Consider the following 17,933-nt stretch of genomic DNA (forward strand, 5'->3'; position numbering starts at 1 on the left):
GCCAGCTCGGCCAGCGGCGCCGACGCCGCCTCGGCCACCCGGAACAGGCAGCCGAGTTCGGCCCCACCCGACATGATCGTCACCCACGCCGTGTCGGCGCGCCGCGCGAGTACCCGCGCCAGCTCGGCGGTGCCGTCCGGGTTCATCCGCAGGCGGACCAGCCACTCCGCGTGACCGGTCCGCTGTTGGTCGAGCACGCCGGTGACCCGCAGCGTGCCCGTGCCGAGCAGCTTGCCGTAGCGGCGCGCCAGGGTGCGCTCGGAGACGTCGAGCACCGCGCCTATCCGGCTGAACGGCGCGCGAGCGTCCAGTTCGAGCGCGTGCAGCAATCCGCGATCGACGGCATCGAGGGTGAGCGAATCCACCTCGTCAGCGTAGGTGAGTGTCGGATTGCGGCGCAGTGGCCCGTGATTCGGGACAGTCGGGGCTCGCCGCGGCGAACATCGTCGCGTGACCACAATCGACGCCATCCACCACACCGGCATCCTGACCCGCGACCTGGACGGGATCGCCGCCCGATACACCGACTTCGGCTTCACTCTCAGCCCGCGCTCGCGGCACCAGCTCAGCGCGGGGCCCGGCGAACCGCTGGTCGAGAGCAGCACCGCCAACCAGTGCGCGCTGTTCGGCGGCTCCTACATCGAACTGCTCGGGGTCGTCTCCGAGACCGCGCCCGACCCGTGGCACGCGCGGGCCATGGCCGATCAGTACGAGGGTCTGCGCATCCTCAATCTGGAGACCGACGACGCCGACGCCGCGCAGCGCCGCTTGACCGAGGCGGGCCTGCCCGCCTCCGGCGTGCTCGAGCTGGAACGCGACGTCGACACCGAGGAGGGCGTGCGCACCATGCGCGCCCGCACCGTGCACATCGACCCGCGCACCACCCGCGAGGCGCTGCTCGGCGTCTCCCAGCACATGACCCGCGAGTACGTGCACCAGCCGCGCTACCTCACCCACCGCAACGGCGCCCGCGGCATCACCGCCGTGCTGATCGTGGCCGCCGACGACGAGTTCGACGCGATCGTGGACCGCTACCGCCGCATCGTCGAGGTGAACCCCGAGCGAGTGAACCCGCGCACCGTGCTGAAACTGCCCACCGCACAACTGGAGTTCCTGCGCGCCTCGGAGGTCGAGGAGTTCCTGCCCGGCGAACCGGCCCCCGCCCCGTCCTATCTCGCCGCCATGACCATCGCCGTCGACGACATCACCGCCGCCCGCGGCATCGTGGACGGCGCGGGCGTCGAGACCGTCGACACCGCCCACGGATTCTTCGTCTCGGCGCGCGACGCGTACGGCTCGGGCTTGTTCTTCGTGCCCGCCGCAGGCTGATTCAGCCCCCGACCGACTCCACGTCGGGCAGGGTGCTGTCCGGGAACGAGTGGTGCTCGTGCGCCACGATCCACCGCTCGTTCTCCTTGCGCAGGCCGAGGGTGAGCCGCAGACGACGGCCGGGATTCTCGGCGAACTCCTCGGCCGTCCCGCAGAGCACCAGGGCGTGTGCGAACGCGACGTCGGCGCCCGCGGTGACGTCGAGGGAGACGATCTCGAACGTCGCGCCCTGCGCCTGCCACTCGAAGAACGCCGGCCAGGCCGCCCGGTAGGCGTCGATGCCGCGCAGGCCCTCGTCCGGCGGCGGCACGTCGAACATGACGATGTCGGGCGCGTGATCGGCGAGGACGCCGGCCAGGTCGCCCGCGTGCACGGCGGCGGCCCAGCGCTCGATCAAAACCCGGATCGTCTTCTCGTCGTCCGCCATCGTCATCGTCCCTTCGTAAGACGCCTCACCGGCACGGTCGGCCTCCTGTGAGCCTGCCGGAGAGGCGGCGGCGTGCGCAACCGACCGGTCGCTAGTCGGCCGTGGGGGCGAGGGTCGAGCGTTTGCGCCCGTATCCGAGATAGACGATCAGCCCGACGACCACCCACACCGCGAACCGCACCCAGGTCAACGCCTCCAGCGTGGTCGCGAGCAGCACGCACCCGATGAGGGCGAGCACCGGAACCACGGGCACGAGCGGCGTGCGGAACGGCCGCTCCCGCTCGGGCTCGGCCCGGCGCAGCACCAGCACGCCGACGCACACCACCGCGAACGCGGACAGTGCGCCGATATTCACCAGCTCCACCACGATGTCGATGGGCAGCAGTCCGGCGATAACCGCGCAGCACACTCCGAGCAGCAGCGTGAGCCGGACGGGCGTGGACCGCTTGCCGGTCTGCGCGAGACCGAAGGGCAGCAACCGATCTCGGCACATCGCGAACGACAGCCGGACCTGTGCGTAGACGATCATCAACAGGCCCTTGGTCAACGCGATGATCGAGGCGACCACGATGACATTGCCGATCCAGCCGATGTGCAGACTGTCGAACGCCGTCGCGATCGGCGCGCCGTTGTTCAGCGAGGCGAACGGCGCGATACCGGTCAGCACCGCGCTGACCAGTGCGTAGAGCACGGTCGCGATGAGCACCGTGCCGATGATGGCGAACGGCACGTCCCGGCGCGGTTTGCGCGCCTCCTCGGCCGAGGCCGCGACGACGTCGAAGCCGAGGAACGCGAAGAACGCGATGGCGGCGCCGCCGACGATCCCGCCGACGCCGAACGGCGCGAACGGCCGCCAGTTGTCGACGTCGATATGCGGCGCGCCGACCGCGACCACCAGCACCAGCACGCCGATCGTCACCCCGACCAGCACCTTCGTGATCCGCGCGGTCAACGACACCTCGCCGGCCAGCACCGCCACGATCACCCCGATGATCAGCACCGCGGGCAGGTTCACGATCCCGCCGTCGGCGGGCCCGGCGGCGATGGCCTTCGGGACGGTGACGCCGAACAGGGAGTCCAGCGCCGACACCGTGGTGCCCGACCAGCCGATCGCGACCGCGGCCCCCGCGATCACGAACTCCAGCAACAGATTCCAGCCGACCAGGAACGCGGGCCCCTCACCGAGGGTGGCGTAGGTATAGGTGTAGGCGCTGCCCGAGACCGGCACCATCGCCGCGAGTTCGCTGTAGCAGAGCGCGACCAGCACGCATACCGTCCCGGCGAGCACGAACGACAGCACGATGGACGGGCCGGCCTTCTCCGCGGCGGCGACGCCGGTGATCACGAAGATGCCCGCGCCGACGATGGTGCCGACGCCCATCGCGGTGAGGTCGACGCGCCCGAGCTTGCGCGCCAGCTTCGGCGCGCCCTCGGGGGTCGCGGTGTCGGGCAGGCGGCGGCGCCATCGCTGAGCGGGTGCGGTGGTCATGACTCCCTTATGAGTTCGTCCGGCGGGCCGGCCGGTGAGCCGGACCGTCGGATATTCTCGCCGCAGTCAGTCAGTGACCGTTAACTGGGGATCCCCACTCGATCTCCCGCGGGGGCCGCAGCCTGCTATTTCAGCTGCTGGACGAGGCGGCGAACGGCGTCGCCGCAGGCGCCGTGGCCGGACGCGACGGGTGCGTCCACAAACCCTTGCGCTCGAGGATCGGCAGCACCCCCTCACCGAACCAGTACGCCTCCTCCAGATGCGGATATCCGGACAGGATGAAGTGGGTGATGCCGAGCTTCGAGTACTCGACCAAGCGCTCGGCGACCTCCGCGTGCGAGCCGACGAGCGCGGTGCCCGCCCCGCCGCGCACCAGCCCGACCCCGGCCCACAGGTTGGGCGCGATCTCCAACCGATCCGTGCTGCCGCCGTGCAGCTCCGACATCCGCCGCTGTCCCTCCGACTCGCTGCGCGCCAGGCTGGCCTGCACGCGTTCGATATCGGCGGGGTCGATGCCCTGCAGCAACCGATCGGCCTCGGCCCACGCCTCCTCCGAGGTGTCGCGGCTGATCACGTGGATGCGCAGGCCGTAGTCGAGCACGCGGCCGTGGTCGACGGCGAGGCGGCGGATCCACTCCAGCTTCCTGCTCACCGCGAGCAGCGGTTCACCCCAGGTGAGGTAGGCGTCGGCGTACCGGGCCGCGACCGGTCCGGCCGGTGCGGAGGAGCCGCCGAAGAACACCGGCGGAACCGGATCGGGCCGGTTGCTCAGCAACGCGTCGCGGACGTGAATGTGCTCGCCCTCGAACGTGATCGGCTCGTGCGAGTTCCACAGCTCCCGCACCACGTGCAGAAACTCGCCGGTGCGCGCGTAGCGCTGCTCCTTGTCCAGGAAATCGCCGTAGGCCTGCTGTTCGTGCGGCTCGCCGCCGGTCACCACGTTCAGCAGCAGCCTGCCCTGCGAGTGTCGCTGGAAGGTGCCCGCCATCTGCGCGGCCAGCGTCGGGCTGACCAGGCCGGGGCGCAGCGCGACCAGGAACTTCAGCGTCTCGGTGGTGTCGACCATCATCGCCGTGGTGAGCCAGGCGTCCTCGCACCACGCGCCGGTCGGCGTGAGCACCGCCTCGAAGCCGTTGTCCTCGGCGGCCGCGCCGATCTGGTTGAGGTAGCGCAGCGTCGCCGGGCGATCGCCGGACATGAAGGTGCCGTGCCCGCCGGCGACGAGGCCGCGCGAGTCACCGTAGGTGGGCAGGAACCAGTGGAACGACAAAGTCATGGGCCAACTCCTCAGGCGGGGGGAAACAGGTCGTTGAAGCGGGTGTCGGTGAAGTCCGAGATGGTCACCTTGCGGGGGATGAGCCCGGCCTCGGCGAAGGCGTCGGCCACGCCCTGCTCGGCGGCGATGCTGGCGGCGTCGAGCGGATGATCCTGGTACCGACCGCGTTTCACGACGGTCAGGATGACGTCGTAGGGCAGGCCGGTCAGTTCCGCGTAGGTCTTGGCCCACTGCTCGGGGTGGTCGTTGACCCAGGCGTGCGCCCGCGCGATGCGGGCGAGCAGGTCGCGCAGGGCGGCGGTGGTCGCCTTGCTGCCGAGCGCCTTGTCGCCGGCGACGTAGAAGGCGTCGCCGGTCACATAACCGTTGCCGTCCACCAGGATTCGCGCGTTGGACTGCTGTTCGGCCTGCGCGGTGTAGGGGTCCCAGATGGCCCATGCGTCGACGCGTCCGGTCGACAGCGCGGCCAGCGCGTCCGGCGGTTGCAGGTACTGCGGCTCGATGTCGCTCCACTTGATGCCCGCCTTCGCCAAGACCGCGAGCAGATGGGCATGGGCCGAGCTGCCCTTGGTGACGGCGATCTTCTTGCCGCGCAGGTCTTCCGGGGCGCGCAGCGGTGAGTCCTTGGGCACCACGATGCCCTGGCCCTCCTTGCCCGCCTGGTACCCGCTGACGATCTTGATCGCCGACTTGGCCGCGGCCGCGAAGATCGGCGGGGCATTGCCGACGCCGCCGATGTCGACCGCGCCGGAGTTGATCGCCTCCAGCATCGGCGGGCCCGCCTGGTACTGCGACCAGGTGATCTTGTAGGGCGTCTTGTCCAGCTCGCCCGCGGCCGTGAGCAGGGCCTGGAGTCCCGTGCCCTTCTGGTCGCCGGCGTGCAGGGTCACCTGGGACAGGTCGATCGAGCCGTCGGGGCGGACCGCCGCGTCGTCGGACTTGCCGGACCCGCAGGCCGTGCCGACCGCCACGACGAGCGCGAGAGTCGTTGCGAGCAGCAGCCTTCTGGCTTTCATTCGGTTCCTTCCGGTGCGACGCCGAGCTCGGCGAGCAGGGTTTCGCGCAGCGCGAGCAGGCGCGGATGGTCGCCGCGGCGCGGGCGCGGCAGGTCGATGCGGGACTCGTGGGCGATGCGGCCTTCGCCCAGGACCAGCACCCGGTCGGCGAGGCGCAGCGCCTCGTCCACGTCGTGGGTGACCAGCAGGACGCCGGGGCGGCGGCGCTGCCACAGGTCGATCACCAGGCGGTGAATGGTGAGGCGGGTCAGCGCGTCGAGGGCGCTGAACGGCTCGTCCAGCAGTAGCAGGTCCGGCTCGCGGACCAGCGCGCGGGCCAGGCTGGCGCGCTGCGCTTCGCCGCCGGAGAGGGTGAGCGGCCAGGCGTCCGCGCGCGCGGCGAGGCCGACCTCGGCGAGCGCGGCGCGGGCCGCCGCCTTCGGGTCGCTGTGGCGCAGGCCGAGAAACACGTTGGGCAGCACGCGTTTCCACGGAACCAGGCGCGGTTCCTGGAAGGCGACGGCGATGGTGCCCTGGGTCGTGAGCTCGCCGCGTACGCCGCGGTCGAGGCCGGCGAGGGCGCGCAGCAGGGTGGACTTGCCTGAGCCGCTGCGGCCGAGGAGGGCGACGAATTCGCCTGGGGCGATGTCGAGGTCGAGGCCGTCGAGGACGCGGCGGTTGTCGAAATCGCGAGTCAGGTTGCGCACGTGGGCGACCGGTATCGCGGTCGCGTAAGCCGTTGTGGGCGAGCGGTCCTCGATCCCGCCCGCCGAGCGTGGTTCGGTGCCGTGCTGTGAGCCCTGTTCGGCGTCGTCGTCCGAGCCCGGTGTGGCGTCGTGCTGCGGGCCTGGTGTGGCGTCGTGGTCCGAGCCCGGTTCGGTGTCGTGCTGTGAGCCTGGTTTGGCGCTGTGGTCCGGGCCTGGTGTGGTGTCGCGCTGCTGGCCGGGTTCGGCGTTGTGTTCCGAGCTTGGTTCGGCGTCGTGCCGCGGACCCGGTTCGACGCCGTGTCCGGAGCTCGCAGAACTCGTTGCCCCGCTAGCCTTCTCGGCCAGCTTCTCGACGATCACTGCCCCAGTAACCCGCGTCGCCATGCCAGCGCCTTCCTCTCGATCAAACGGACGAACGCGTCGGTCAGCAGGCCGAGCACGCAGTACACCAGCAGGCCGACCACGATGACGTCGGTGCGCAGGAACTCGCGGGCGTCGTTGATCAGAAAGCCCAGTCCCGCATCGGCATTCACCTGCTCGGCGACGATCAGCGCCAGCCAGGCGACGCCGAGCGACTGGCGCAGCCCGACCAGCGTCTGCGGCAGCGCGCCCGGCAGCACGATGTGCCCGAGCAGGGCCAGGCGGCCGAGCTGCTGCACGCGGGCGAGCTCGGCCAGCTTGCCGTCGACGCCGCGGATGCCCGCGAAGGTGTTGAGATACAACGGAATCGCCGTGCCGAACGCGACAAGCACCACCTTCGGCAGCTCGCCGATCCCGAACCACAGGATGAGCAGCGGGATCAACCCGTAGAACGGCACCGTGCGCAGCATCTGCATCGGCGGGTCGACCACGTACTCGCCGATCGTGCTCAACCCGGCGAGCACGGCGAGGCCGATCCCGAGCGCGGCACCGATCACGAACCCGGTCGCCGCGCGCCCGAGCGAGACGGTGATCGCCTCTTGGAGTGTGCCGTCACGCAGGAGTTCTCCGGCGGTCCGCACGATCGTCACCGGCGAGGCCAGCTGCCGCTCCGGCAGCACGCCCGCGACACTGGCCAGCTGCCACGCCGCGACGATGACCAGCGGGCTCACCACCCGCAGCCAGGATTTGCCCGGCCGTAGCCGGGTCGCCGGCCGAACCCGGATCGGCGTGGGCTCCAAGACAATTGATGACACGCGACACCTCGGGTAGGGGACAGGGTTCAGCGAACGCCGCTGGGCGCGTCGCAGTCCTCCATGCTGTGCGCGCGGCGCGCGGGAGTCACCGTTTGAAACCAGCGCGGTTTTAATTGCCGCCCCGTCGGCGGCACGTTTCCGGCAACCCCGGACTAGACGTAACCTGAGATAACACGTAATCTCGAAGAGAGCCCTCGCTCGCCGGTGAACGAGGCGTGACCAGACGAAACGAGTTCCTCAATGACGCGGCATGTCGACGTACTGATCATCGGCGCTGGCCTGTCCGGTATCGGCGTGGCCTGTCACCTCACCCGTGAGCAGACCGGGCGCAGCTACGCGATCCTGGAGCGCCGCACCGCCATCGGCGGCACCTGGGACCTGTTCCGCTACCCCGGCATTCGCTCCGACTCGGACATGATGACCTTCGGCTACGGCTTCCGGCCCTGGATCGGCACCAAGGTGCTCGCCGACGGGCCAAGCATCCGCCAGTACGTCGAGGACACCGCCGAAGAGTACGGCGTCAAGGAGCACATCCACTTCGGTCGCAAGGTGACCACCGCGCGGTGGTCGAGCGCGGAGAACATCTGGACCGTCGAGGCGCTCGACGAGCAGACCGGCGCCGTCGAGACGTTCACCAGCAACTTCCTCGTCGGCTGCACCGGCTACTACGACTACGACAACGGCTACCGCCCCGAGTTCCCCGGCGAGGCCGACTTCGGCGGTCAGATCGTGCACCCGCAGCACTGGCCCGAGGATCTCGACTACCGCGGCAAGCGGGTCGTCGTGATCGGCAGCGGCGCCACCGCCATCACCCTCGTCCCCGCCATGAGCAAGGACGCCGCGCACGTCACCATGCTGCAGCGGTCGCCCACCTACATCACCGCGCTGCCCGCCGACGACCCCGTCGCCGTCGGCATGAAGCTGGCCCGGGTGCCCGCCGCGATCGCCTACCGGGCGGGTCGTGCACGCAATATCGCATTGCAGCGCGCCAGTTTTCAGCTCTCCCGCACCAACCCCGCCGCCTCGCGCAAGGTGCTGCTCGCCGCCGTGCGCCTGCAGCTCGGCTCGAAGATCGACATGCGGCACTTCACGCCGTCGTACAACCCGTGGGACCAGCGGCTGTGCGTGGTGCCCAGCGGCGACCTGTTCAAGGTGCTGCGCAGCGGCGAGGCGTCCATCGTCACCGACCGCATCGAGACCTTCACCGAGACCGGCATCCGCCTCGCCTCCGGCGAAGAACTGCCCGCCGACATCGTGATCAGCGCGACCGGCCTGCGCGTGCAGATGCTCGGCGGCGCCACCCTCGAGGTCGACGGCGAGCCCGTCGTCACCCGCGACCGCGTCGTCTACAAGGGCGCGCTGCTCGACGGCATCCCCAACGCCCTCATGGTCCTCGGCTACACCAACGCCTCCTGGACCCTCAAGGCCGACCTCGCCGCCGAGTATTTCTGCCGAATCCTCAATCACATGAAGGCGCGCGGCTACACCAAGATGGTCGCCGTCGCCGAGGAGGCCGACCGCTCCACCGAGTCCGTCATGGGCGGCGCCCTCACCTCCGGCTACATCCAGCGCGGCGACGCCGTCATGCCCCGCCAAGGCGCCCGCGGCCCCTGGCAGGTCATCAACAACTACTTCCGCGACCGAAAGATGTTGCGCAAGGAGCCCATCGAAGACGGCGTCCTCACCTTCTCCCACCCCGAAGCCGAGGCCGTAGTCCGCCCGTTGGCAGCCAAACGCACCGCCTGACCCGCCTGGCGCCGCCACCTGCCGGCGGCCCCACGGCAGCACTGCACCGGCGTATCAGCGAGCAGAGTCATATGGTCGCCAACTGATCTTCGCGGGCAACCATATGACTCTGCTCGATGGATGTGACAGCTGAGGGGCGGACCTCCGCGCAGTGCACCCTGGTGACAACCCGAGCGGTCTCGCCCTCCATCGTTGGCACCTGGGGGCGCGCTGCACTGCTTGGCCTCGCTGGCATCAGCACGTCGGCGGTGGCTCGGACGGTCTGGTCCTCCGACGTCGGGACCCCTGGGCGGCCCCGATGAATGGGCGCGGATCTTTGGGTAAGAAGGCCGCGCTCACTCTAGGGGAGCGCCCTTTTGGTGCCGGAACCCAGTCGTGCGCGCGCACATCGGCGGCGCTGGGATGGAGCAGAGTCGAATGGTCGTGGTCCAAGATCGAATAGGCACCATTTGACTCTGCTCGTCGCCTCATCGTGCTGGAGGAGCAGAAGGTGACGCCGCGTACCTTTCTTGCTGGGGCTGACCTTGGGCGGGTGGCGGTCCATAGGCAGCCGCATACCTTCTGATGTCCCGCACACGGAAACGCATGCAACTTCGTGTGCTGTGGGAGTCAAGGGGTTCGCGGGGGGAGGGTTACGTATTCGCTCAGGCGCTTGGCCGCGGTCAGCATGGCGAGACCTTGTGCGGTGAGTTTCTGGTGCCAGTCGTCCAGGGCGGCGGCCAAAGCGTCTGTGCCACCTGCGGTTCGGATCTGGTGGATCACGGTGCGGATGTGGTGGAGGGGGTAGCCGCCGCGGCGGAGGAGTTCGGTGAGGCGGGCGTCGCGGATGTCGGTGGCGTCGTAGCGGCGGTAGCCGGTGGTTCGGTCGCGGGTGGGGGTGAGGATGCCTGCGGACTCCCAATTGCGAAGCGTCGCAGGGGTGATGCGGAGTTGGTGGGCTAGTTCGCCGATGGTAAAAGACTGGGTGTTCTCGAGTTGGCTTGCCGCGCTGCCGGTTTCATTGGTCAGGTGGGCCACCGCTTTGCGCACGGAGTCGAGAGTTTCTCTGTCGCGCAGCAATCGGCAGTGGCCGCGGTCGATAGTCAACAGCACGCCGTCGAGTCCGCCCGCGTGCAGCGCGTTCATGATCTGGCCGCTGGCCGCGTGCCCGTACGCCGGGATGAGCGCGAGGTAGGTGCGCAGTGCGGCCGCGTGCACCTCGGTGTAGATCCGGTACCCGCTCGGCGTGCGGTCGGCGGGCGGAATGCAGCCGTCCTGCTCGTAGTTGCGGACGGCCTGAGTCGAGAGGCCGTGTTCGCGGGCTAGGTCGGCTGGTCGCAAGGTAGTCACCGATTTGAGACTTTATCGCACGGTTCACATGCACAAACGGGAAAAGCTTCAACCGACCTTTCAACGATACGATTCATATGCATGACCCAGAACATTCGAGACTTCATCCCGCCCGCCTGCCACGTGGTGGCGCTCGGCGAGCCGACGCATCAGGAACCCGCCTTCCAACTGATCCGCAATCAACTGTTCGCGCAACTGGCCGACCTCGGCTTCCGCTCGTTCGTCCTGGAAACCGATCGCGTGGCCGCACTCGCCGTAGACGACTACGTCCGAGACGGCGTCGGCACCCTCGACACCGCGCTCAGCGAGGGCTTCTCCCACGGCTGGGGCGAACAGGAAGGCAACCGGCGACTACTCGCCTGGATGCGCGAGTACAACCGGCAGCGCCCGCCGGAAGACCAGCTGTCCTTCCACGGCTCCGACGCACCGACGGAGACCATGAGCGCACCCAGCCCGCGCCGCTACCTCGAATACGCCCGCGACTACTTGCAATTCGACGCCGACCTGACGAGTCTGCTTGGTGAAGACGAGCTTTGGAGCCGCGAGGCGGCCATCATGAACCCGGCCGACTCCCTCGGCGCCACCCCCGAGGCCGAGCGGGCGCGAGTAATCGCCGAAGGCATGCTCATCGCGCTCGAACGGCGCGGCACCGATCCGGTCGGGCCCGCCCGCGCCGAATGGCACCGCGCCAGAACCCATCTCACCGCCGGCCTCGACCTGCTCCGCTACCACCGCCAGGCCGCCCGCGACCTCGAACTCAACGAACGCATCTCCTTGCTCGCCACCACCAGGGACGCCATCATGGCCCGCAACCTCCTCGACATCCGCGCCGTCGAAATCACCCGCGGCCCAACCATGCTCAGCGCCCACAACTACCACCTCCGCCGCAACTCCGGCACCATGCGCGTCGCGGGCCTGGTCCTCGACTGGCTCGGCGCAGGCGCCCTGATCGGCGCCCTACTCGGCGAGCAATACACCTTCATCGCGGGCAGCCTAGGCCGAAGCGACACCCTCGACCTCCCCGAACCCACCCCCGACACCTACGAGGGCCTCCTCCGAACCCAACTCCACACCTGGGGTCTGACCCCCGCCGACACCATCACCTCCGGCCGAACCCGCACCGACACCGTCCCCGAAAAGGGCTACTTCCCCCTCGACTCCAAAATTCTCGCCACCGCCGACACAGTCCTGTTCATCGGCGACGGCGTGCCCGCCTCACCCACGGAACCCAGCCACAGTCTGGCGACCTCCGACACATAGTCGGCCACAGCACTTTTGAGCGGCAGAGTCGGCGACCCGAAACCAACTCTCCGATGAACCCAGCGCAGCGAGCAGTCGAGCCGCGGCGGCGCGAGCAGGGGCGCGCATGACGAACCGGTCGAAGCTCCAAGGCCGGAGCATTCAGTATCCCTCGAGCACTCCTGGGGGCGCGCCTTTCGCGTACGCATCGTCCTCCAGCGCGACGGCTGCGAATTCGAGTTCGGCCCGGAATCCAGCGCGTCGACGACCCGGATCTGCCTTGTGCGGTTCGGACAACGACTGTGGCGCGTCGGTCACGCACTCGTCCTCGCCAACGGGGATGGCTGCACCGGCGCGCCTACGGTGCCCCAAGCTGCCGGATGTGGGATGTAAAACGCTGTGACGCAACTCAATCCGTGCGTCCCGTACCGGCGGTGTGCCAGTCGAGCAAGGCTTGGGCCCATGCCTTGTTCCGGGTGGTCTCCATGAATTCCTTGCGGTCGATGAGCAGGTAGATCTCCCCAGCCGAGACGGTGTGCAGGATCAGGGGTTTGCCGGAATCGAGCAGACCGCCGAGGAAGCGGCCGTAGAGGTCGGTGAATTTTCGCTCGATAGCGGTGATTTCGGTGGGGCGCAGGATCAGGTCGCCGGAATCGTTCCAGTCCGACAACACCAGGGTGTCGGTATCGAGGGTGATCTTTCCGCGGCGATGGAACAGGGCCTTCTGGCTGACCAGCCCCGCCGCCTTGTCCGGCGTGCCCTTCTCCCGCAGTTCCGCGGCGGTGGCGCCGACATAGGTTCCCGATTCGATGGCCGTCACTGTTACTCCTTCGCGTCGTGCTCCGATACGGCCATCGTCGCCCGATCCCGGTGAGCTGGACATCGGTCTCGGGTCGCGCGAGTGGGTGATTCGACGGGGCTCGCGATGGTCCTCGAGAGGTAGCCCCCATCCGCCCGCGGTCGCGCCGTCATCCCAGGTCTGTCGGCACCGCGCAAATAGGTAGTGCCCGGCACGCTCACAGCAGAGACTGCCGACATTCTTCGACGCTCACGCGGCGGGAGCAGGCGGTGCTGTCACGGTCGGCGGCCAATCGCGCGGTTCGATGTCGGCCGGCTTCTGGGGCAGGTCCCGGCCCCAGTCGAAACCGGTTCTGGTGCTTCGGCTCGGCTAATGAGATGGGTTCCGAAGTCGGCGTGCACGCAGCCGCAAGGTCCGGAGAGCATCATCTCGGCAATCCGACCCACTACGCCCCCAGGACCCGTTCTCCATGCTGGCCCTGGCGTTCGCGCTGACGGTGCTGTTCGAGGTCGCGATCCAGGTCGCCCGGCTCAACGACATCCGCAAGGTCCGGCGGGAGGCCGAGGACCTGGCGGCGCTGTCCGACGAAGAGGCCCTGTTCGAGGCTGGGCGGGCATGCGGGAGACTGGCCGGATGCGCGTGGTTGTGGTCAATCGGGGTGAAATTGCGGTTCGGGTGATGCGGGCTGCTCGGGAGCGGGGGTGGGCGACTACGGCGGTGTATACGGCCGAGGAGCGGGATGCTTTGCACGTTCGGCTGGCCGATGATGCGGTGCGGTTGCCGGGAGTGGGGGCGGCGGCGTATCTGGATGTGAGCGCTGTGGTGGCGGCGGCGGGGGCGGGGGCGTTCGTGCATCCGGGGTATGGGTTTCTCAGTGAGAGTGCGGATTTCGCGGAGGCGTGTGCGGCGGGGGAGCTGGTGTTCGTGGGGCCGGGGGCGGAGGTGTTGCGGACGTTCGGGGACAAGGTGGCGGCGCGGGCGGCGGCGGAGCGGGCGGGGGTGCGGGTGTTGGCCGCTACGTCGGCGGGCGGGGGGCTCGACGAGATCGCTTCGCTGCTCGCCGCGCATCCGGACGGCGTGATGGTGAAGGCGGCGGGTGGGGGCGGCGGGCGCGGGATGCGGGCGGTGCGCGAGGCGAAGATGCTGGCCGAGGCGTATGAGCGATGCCGGGCGGAGGCGTTGGCGGGGTTCGGGGACGACACGGTGTACGCGGAGGCGCTCATCGATGACGCGCGGCATATCGAGGTGCAGGTGGTCGCGGACGGCGTGCACGCCGTCGCCGTGGGGGACCGAGACTGCAGTGTGCAGCGGCGGCACCAAAAGCTGATCGAGGTCGCGCCGGCGCCGAATCTCGCTGCGGCGCTTCGCGAACGGCTGCACGCGGACGCGGTGCGGCTGGCCGAGTCGGTGGGGTGTCGCGGTGTGATCACGGTCGAGTTCCTGGTGCGCGGCGCGGACGCGTGGTTCCTCGAGGTGAATCCGCGACTTCAGGTGGAGCACACGGTCACCGAGGAGGTGACAGGGGTGGACCTGGTGTCGATCCAACTGGATCTGGCGCAGGGACGCGCCCTGGCGGACCTCGACCTGCCGACCGGTCCGCCGCGCGGCTACGCCGTGCAGGCGCGGGTGAACGCCGAGATCGTCACCGCGGGCGGCGAAGTGCTGCCGAGCACCGGCACCCTCGCCCAGTTCGCCGCGCGGACCGGCGTCGGTGTGCGCGTCGACACGGCCGCCTACGCCGGGATGCGGCAAGGGGCACAGTTCGATTCGCTGCTCGCGAAGGTGATCGCCCGCGGTCCCTCGTACTCCGCCGCACTGCGCCGCTGCTCGGACGCGCTCGCCGAGACCGTCGTGGTCGGCATCGACACCAACGCGAACCTGCTGCGGGCGGTGCTGGACGCGCTCGCGGGCGAAACCACCGTCTCGACCCAGTGGTTCGAACGCAATCTCGATGAATTCGCCGCCCTCGCAACCGATTACGCGCCCCATATCGAGCCGTCCGCAGCCGACTATCCCGCGCCGACCGGGACGGCCGATTCCTTTGTCCTGCAAGACGATGAACAAACCCTGCGCTCGCCCATGGGCGGCACAGTGGTCAGCCTGGTCGAACCGGGCACCGTGGTGGCGGCCGGCGCCGAAGTCGCCGTCTTGGAGGCGATGAAGATGCAGCACGTCCTGCGCGCCGAGCAACCACTGCGCATCCGCCGCCACCTCGCGACACCGGGCGCAACGGTGGATCCGCATGCGCCCCTGCTGATCTGGACCGAAGCCGACCACGAGGGCGTCGCCGCCGACAGCACGGCCGTCGATCTCGACGCCATCCGTCCCGACCTGGCCGAGGTGCTCGAAAGGCGCCGCGTCGTGCTCGACGAATCCCGCGCCGAGGCCGTCGCCAAACGCCACCGCCTCGGCAGGCGCACCGCCCGCGAGAACATCACCGACCTAGTCGATCCCGACAGCTTCGTGGAGTACGGCGCCTTGGCGGTGGCCGCCCAGCGACTGCGCCGCAGTCAAGAAGACCTGATCGCGAACACCCCCGCCGACGGTCTGATCGGGGGAGTCGCGACCATCAACGCCGACCGCTTCGGCGCAGACCGCAGCCGCGTGGTCGTAATGTCGTACGACTACACCGTTTTGGCGGGCACCCAGGGCGTGCGCAACCACGCCAAGACCGACCGCATGCTGGAACTGGCTCGCGTGCAGAACCTTCCGGTCGTCTTCTTCACCGAGGGCGGTGGCGGGCGCCCCGGCGACACCGACGGCGGCATCTCCGGCCTCGACTTCACCACCTTCCACGCCATGGGCGCGCTGTCCGGCCGAGTCCCGTTGATCGGCATCGTGTCCGGCCGCTGCTTCGCGGGCAACGCGGCCCTGCTCGGCATGTGCGACGTCGTCATCGCCACCCCCGACGCGAACATCGGCATGGGCGGCCCGGCCATGATCGAGGGCGGCGGCCTCGGCGTCTACGCCCCCGAGGACATCGGCCCGATCGAGGTGCAGCGCCGCAACGGCGTCGTGCACATCGTGGCCGCCGACGAAGCGGAGGCGGTGCGCGTCGCGCAGCGGTACCTCTCCTATTTCCCAGGCGCGGTGGACGATTGGACCGCCCCGGATCCGCGCCTGGCCCGTCACGTCATCCCGGAGAACCGGCTGCACGCCTTCGACATCCACCGCGCGATCGAGGCCGTCGCCGACCTCGACTCCGTGCTCGAGCTGCGCGCCGACTGGGCGGTCGGCCTCGTCACGGCCCTGATCCGCGTCGAGGGCCGCCCCTACGGCCTCATCGCCAACAACTGCCACCACCTCGGCGGCGCCATCGACGCGCCCGCCGCCGACAAGCTCAGCGCGTTCCTCCGCCTGTGCGACGCCAATGATCTGCCGATCGTGTCCCTCTGCGACACACCGGGTTTCATGGTCGGCCCGGAGGCCGAGAAAGACGCCACCGTCACCAGGTTCAGCCGCCTGTTCATCGAAGCGGCCGTACTGTCCGTCCCGTGGGGCACCATCGTCCTGCGCAAGGGGTACGGCCTCGGCGCGCAGGCCATGGCGGCCGGGTCCTTCCGCGCTCCGCGCTTCGTGATCGCCTGGCCCACCGGCGAAATCGGCGGCATGGGTCTGGAAGGGGCTGTGCGCCTGGGCTTCGCGAAGGAACTCGCCGCCATCGAGGACCCCGGCAAGCGTCAGGAGGCGTTCGACAACCTGGTCAGCCTGGCCTACGCCAGCGGAAAAGCGTTGACGGCGGCCACCGTTCTGGAACTGGACGACGTCATCGATCCCGCGGACACGCGACGGTGGATTCGCACCCTCCGCTGACCGGGATGTCAGGGACCATGCTCGCGCGCATCAGCCGTTGCGCCAGTCGGCAATCCGCGTGCTATCCGAGAGCACTGTCGAGCGCATCGACCAGATTGCGTGCGCGCAGATCGAGCGCCCCTTCGATGATGTAGTTGGTGACGTAGGCGAAGGCGACACCCCGACCGGGATCGGCATACCCGAGCGACCCGCCTCGCCCCGGATGGCCGAACGAATCCGGCCCGCCCAGTGGAAATTCCGCGAGCGGCAGCATGAACCCGGTGGCATAGCGATTCGGCAGCATGATGACCCGGTCGAGTCCGCTGGTCTGCTCGGCGACGGCTGCCGCGAGGGTCTCCTCGGTGAGCAACCGGTCGCTGTCGACCTCCCCGATCAGCGTCGCGTACAGCCGGGCCAGCCCGCGCGCGGTTCCGATGCCGTTGCTCGCGGGTATCTCCGCGGCGTGCACGGCGGGCGAGTCGAAGTCGATGTCCGGCGGGTCGGTGATCTGAAAAGCCCTGTTGGACAATGATTCCGGATCGCGCATGGCCGCGAGCATCGGTCGCAGCTGCTCGGGAACGAGTTCGTCGGGCACCGAGGCCAGGTCGGGCTTCGGCGCGAACGTCAAGCGGCTCACCCGATTCCGTTCGGCCGCGGGCAGTCCGATGAAGAAGTCGATGCCGTAGGGCTTCGCGATCTCCTCGGCCAGGAACTGCCCGACGGTACGCCCGGTGATCCGCCGGATCACCTCGCCGACCAGCCAGCCGTAGGTGCGCCCGTGGTATCCGTGGTCGGTGCCCGGCGTCCAGTTCGGCGCCTGCGCGGCCAGCGCGTCGACCATCGGCGTCCAGGCCAGCGCCTCGGCCAGCGGCACCGGTTCATCGAGCGCGGCCAGACCGGCCTGATGCGTCAGCAGCCAGCGCACCGGAATCTCGCCCTTGCCCGCCGCCGCGAACTCCGGCCAGTACCGCGCGACCGGCGCGTCCAGGTCGAGCTGCCCGCGCTGAACCAGCAGATGCGCCGCCGCCGCGACCACCCCCTTGGTCGCCGAGTACACCAGCTGAAGCGTGTCGCGCTCCCACGGCCGCCCCGTCTGCGCGTCGGCCACCCCGCCCCACAGATCCACCACCGGCCGCCCGTCCCGATACACGCACACCGCCGCCCCCACCTCGCCCTCATCGGCGAAGTTAGCCGCAAACGCCTCCCGAACCCCCTCATACCCCCGAGCCACAGTCCCGTCGATCCGCATGCGCCCCAGCATGTCACGATCAGTCCCACCCGCCATCTGAATATCGCCGCGGCACCCCGTCAGCCCTCTGCCGAGACGCTGTCTCAGGGATCCGACAGTCGTCACCACTGCAGTCGGCGGACGATGCTGCTCCGAGCCCTCCGAGCCCTCCGAGCCCTCCGAGCCCTCCGAGCCCTCCGAGCCCTCCGAGCCCTCCGAGCCCTCCGAGCCCTCCGAGCCCTCCGAGCCCCCCGAGCCCCCTGAGCCTTTGAGCCTTTGAGCCCCCGAGCCCCGAGCCGTGGCCCGCAGCGCGTGCCCCGGTGCCGCTCGCGTGGCCGGACGCCGGCACCCTCCTTCGGCGGCTGGATGTTCATGACAGCAATTCATCTGCGGGGCATCCTC

At 69.5% G+C, this 17,933-nt stretch carries 14 protein-coding genes and 1 pseudogene; 5 read left to right on the forward strand and 10 right to left on the reverse strand.

Annotated features, from left to right (window positions below; genetic code table 11):
* Positions 1-365, reverse strand: a 365-nt coding sequence (locus ON39_RS16760; protein WP_040735164.1) for an Lrp/AsnC family transcriptional regulator, incomplete at its 3' end; no start/stop codon positions are given.
* Between the two features lie 85 nt (positions 366-450).
* On the opposite strand from ON39_RS16760, the gene ON39_RS16765 reads away from it, so the two are divergent.
* Positions 451-1,329, forward strand: coding sequence for a VOC family protein (locus ON39_RS16765; protein WP_040735166.1), 879 nt, complete (start codon positions 451-453; stop codon positions 1,327-1,329).
* A gap of 1 nt (position 1,330) precedes the next feature.
* Here ON39_RS16765 and ON39_RS16770 read toward each other — a convergent pair whose 3' ends face one another.
* From ON39_RS16770 to ON39_RS16795, 6 genes are all read right to left on the reverse strand, one after another.
* Positions 1,331-1,756 carry a YybH family protein gene (locus ON39_RS16770; RefSeq protein WP_040735209.1) on the reverse strand — a complete coding sequence of 142 codons (426 nt, stop codon included), beginning with the start codon at positions 1,754-1,756 and terminating at the stop codon, positions 1,331-1,333.
* A 91-nt stretch (positions 1,757-1,847) separates the two neighbouring features.
* On the reverse strand, positions 1,848-3,245 hold the full coding sequence (locus tag ON39_RS16775; RefSeq protein WP_051186727.1) for an APC family permease: 1,398 nt from the start codon (positions 3,243-3,245) through the stop codon (positions 1,848-1,850).
* A 130-nt stretch (positions 3,246-3,375) separates the two neighbouring features.
* Complete coding sequence (locus tag ON39_RS16780) at positions 3,376-4,521, reverse strand: LLM class flavin-dependent oxidoreductase (protein ID WP_040735167.1); 1,146 nt, start codon at positions 4,519-4,521, stop codon at positions 3,376-3,378.
* Between the two features lie 11 nt (positions 4,522-4,532).
* Positions 4,533-5,537: an ABC transporter substrate-binding protein gene (locus ON39_RS16785; protein ID WP_040735169.1), complete on the reverse strand. Its 1,005-nt coding sequence runs from the start codon at positions 5,535-5,537 to the stop codon at positions 4,533-4,535.
* Positions 5,534-6,238, reverse strand: coding sequence for an ABC transporter ATP-binding protein (locus ON39_RS16790; RefSeq protein ID WP_040735212.1), 705 nt, complete (start codon positions 6,236-6,238; stop codon positions 5,534-5,536). Before ON39_RS16790 ends, ON39_RS16785 begins: the two co-directional genes overlap by 4 nt.
* Positions 6,239-6,579: 341 nt before the next feature.
* On the reverse strand, positions 6,580-7,398 hold the full coding sequence (locus ON39_RS16795) for an ABC transporter permease (protein ID WP_246003171.1): 819 nt from the start codon (positions 7,396-7,398) through the stop codon (positions 6,580-6,582).
* Positions 7,399-7,638: 240 nt separating this feature from the next.
* Here ON39_RS16795 and ON39_RS16800 point away from each other — a divergent pair, with 240 nt between their 5' ends.
* Positions 7,639-9,144, forward strand: a complete 1,506-nt coding sequence (locus ON39_RS16800) for a flavin-containing monooxygenase (RefSeq protein WP_040735170.1) — start codon at positions 7,639-7,641, stop codon at positions 9,142-9,144.
* A gap of 609 nt (positions 9,145-9,753) precedes the next feature.
* On the opposite strand, the gene ON39_RS16805 is transcribed toward ON39_RS16800, so the two are convergent.
* Entirely contained in the window at positions 9,754-10,473 is a 720-nt protein-coding gene (locus ON39_RS16805; protein WP_040735172.1) for a TioE family transcriptional regulator, read from the reverse strand.
* A gap of 81 nt (positions 10,474-10,554) precedes the next feature.
* Here ON39_RS16805 and ON39_RS16810 point away from each other — a divergent pair, with 81 nt between their 5' ends.
* A complete protein-coding gene (locus ON39_RS16810) occupies positions 10,555-11,733 on the forward strand; it encodes an erythromycin esterase family protein (RefSeq protein WP_040735173.1) in 1,179 nt (392 codons plus the stop codon).
* Positions 11,734-12,121: 388 nt separating this feature from the next.
* Here ON39_RS16810 and ON39_RS16815 read toward each other — a convergent pair whose 3' ends face one another.
* Positions 12,122-12,532, reverse strand: coding sequence for a hypothetical protein (locus ON39_RS16815; protein WP_211336466.1), 411 nt, complete (start codon positions 12,530-12,532; stop codon positions 12,122-12,124).
* A gap of 433 nt (positions 12,533-12,965) precedes the next feature.
* Here ON39_RS16815 and ON39_RS51450 point away from each other — a divergent pair.
* Together ON39_RS51450 and ON39_RS16825 are read left to right on the forward strand one after the other, a co-directional pair.
* Positions 12,966-13,190: pseudogene (locus tag ON39_RS51450) on the forward strand (hypothetical protein); the annotation flags it as partial.
* Entirely contained in the window at positions 13,145-16,324 is a 3,180-nt protein-coding gene (locus ON39_RS16825) for an acetyl-CoA carboxylase family protein (protein ID WP_040735176.1), read from the forward strand. The pseudogene ON39_RS51450 and the gene ON39_RS16825, both read left to right, overlap by 46 nt.
* Before the next feature lie 61 nt (positions 16,325-16,385).
* Here ON39_RS16825 and ON39_RS16830 read toward each other — a convergent pair whose 3' ends face one another.
* Positions 16,386-17,552, reverse strand: coding sequence for a serine hydrolase domain-containing protein (locus ON39_RS16830; RefSeq protein WP_083894504.1), 1,167 nt, complete (start codon positions 17,550-17,552; stop codon positions 16,386-16,388).
* Between the last annotated feature and the right edge of the window lie 381 nt (positions 17,553-17,933).

The organism is Nocardia tenerifensis NBRC 101015 (assembly GCF_000308715.1).
GTDB classification, from domain to species: Bacteria; Actinomycetota; Actinomycetes; order Mycobacteriales; family Mycobacteriaceae; genus Nocardia; species Nocardia tenerifensis.

Coding starts and splice junctions, on each gene's coding strand:
- ON39_RS16770 (WP_040735209.1), bottom strand. CDS start 1,756: ATGGCGGACGACGAGAAGACGATCCGGGTTTTGATCGAGCGCTGGGCC.
- ON39_RS16775 (WP_051186727.1), bottom strand. CDS start 3,245: ATGACCACCGCACCCGCTCAGCGATGGCGCCGCCGCCTGCCCGACACC.
- ON39_RS16780 (WP_040735167.1), bottom strand. CDS start 4,521: ATGACTTTGTCGTTCCACTGGTTCCTGCCCACCTACGGTGACTCGCGC.
- ON39_RS16785 (WP_040735169.1), bottom strand. CDS start 5,537: ATGAAAGCCAGAAGGCTGCTGCTCGCAACGACTCTCGCGCTCGTCGTG.
- ON39_RS16800 (WP_040735170.1), top strand. CDS start 7,639: ATGACGCGGCATGTCGACGTACTGATCATCGGCGCTGGCCTGTCCGGT.
- ON39_RS16810 (WP_040735173.1), top strand. CDS start 10,555: ATGACCCAGAACATTCGAGACTTCATCCCGCCCGCCTGCCACGTGGTG.
- ON39_RS16825 (WP_040735176.1), top strand. CDS start 13,145: ATGCGCGTGGTTGTGGTCAATCGGGGTGAAATTGCGGTTCGGGTGATG.
- ON39_RS16830 (WP_083894504.1), bottom strand. CDS start 17,552: ATGCGGATCGACGGGACTGTGGCTCGGGGGTATGAGGGGGTTCGGGAG.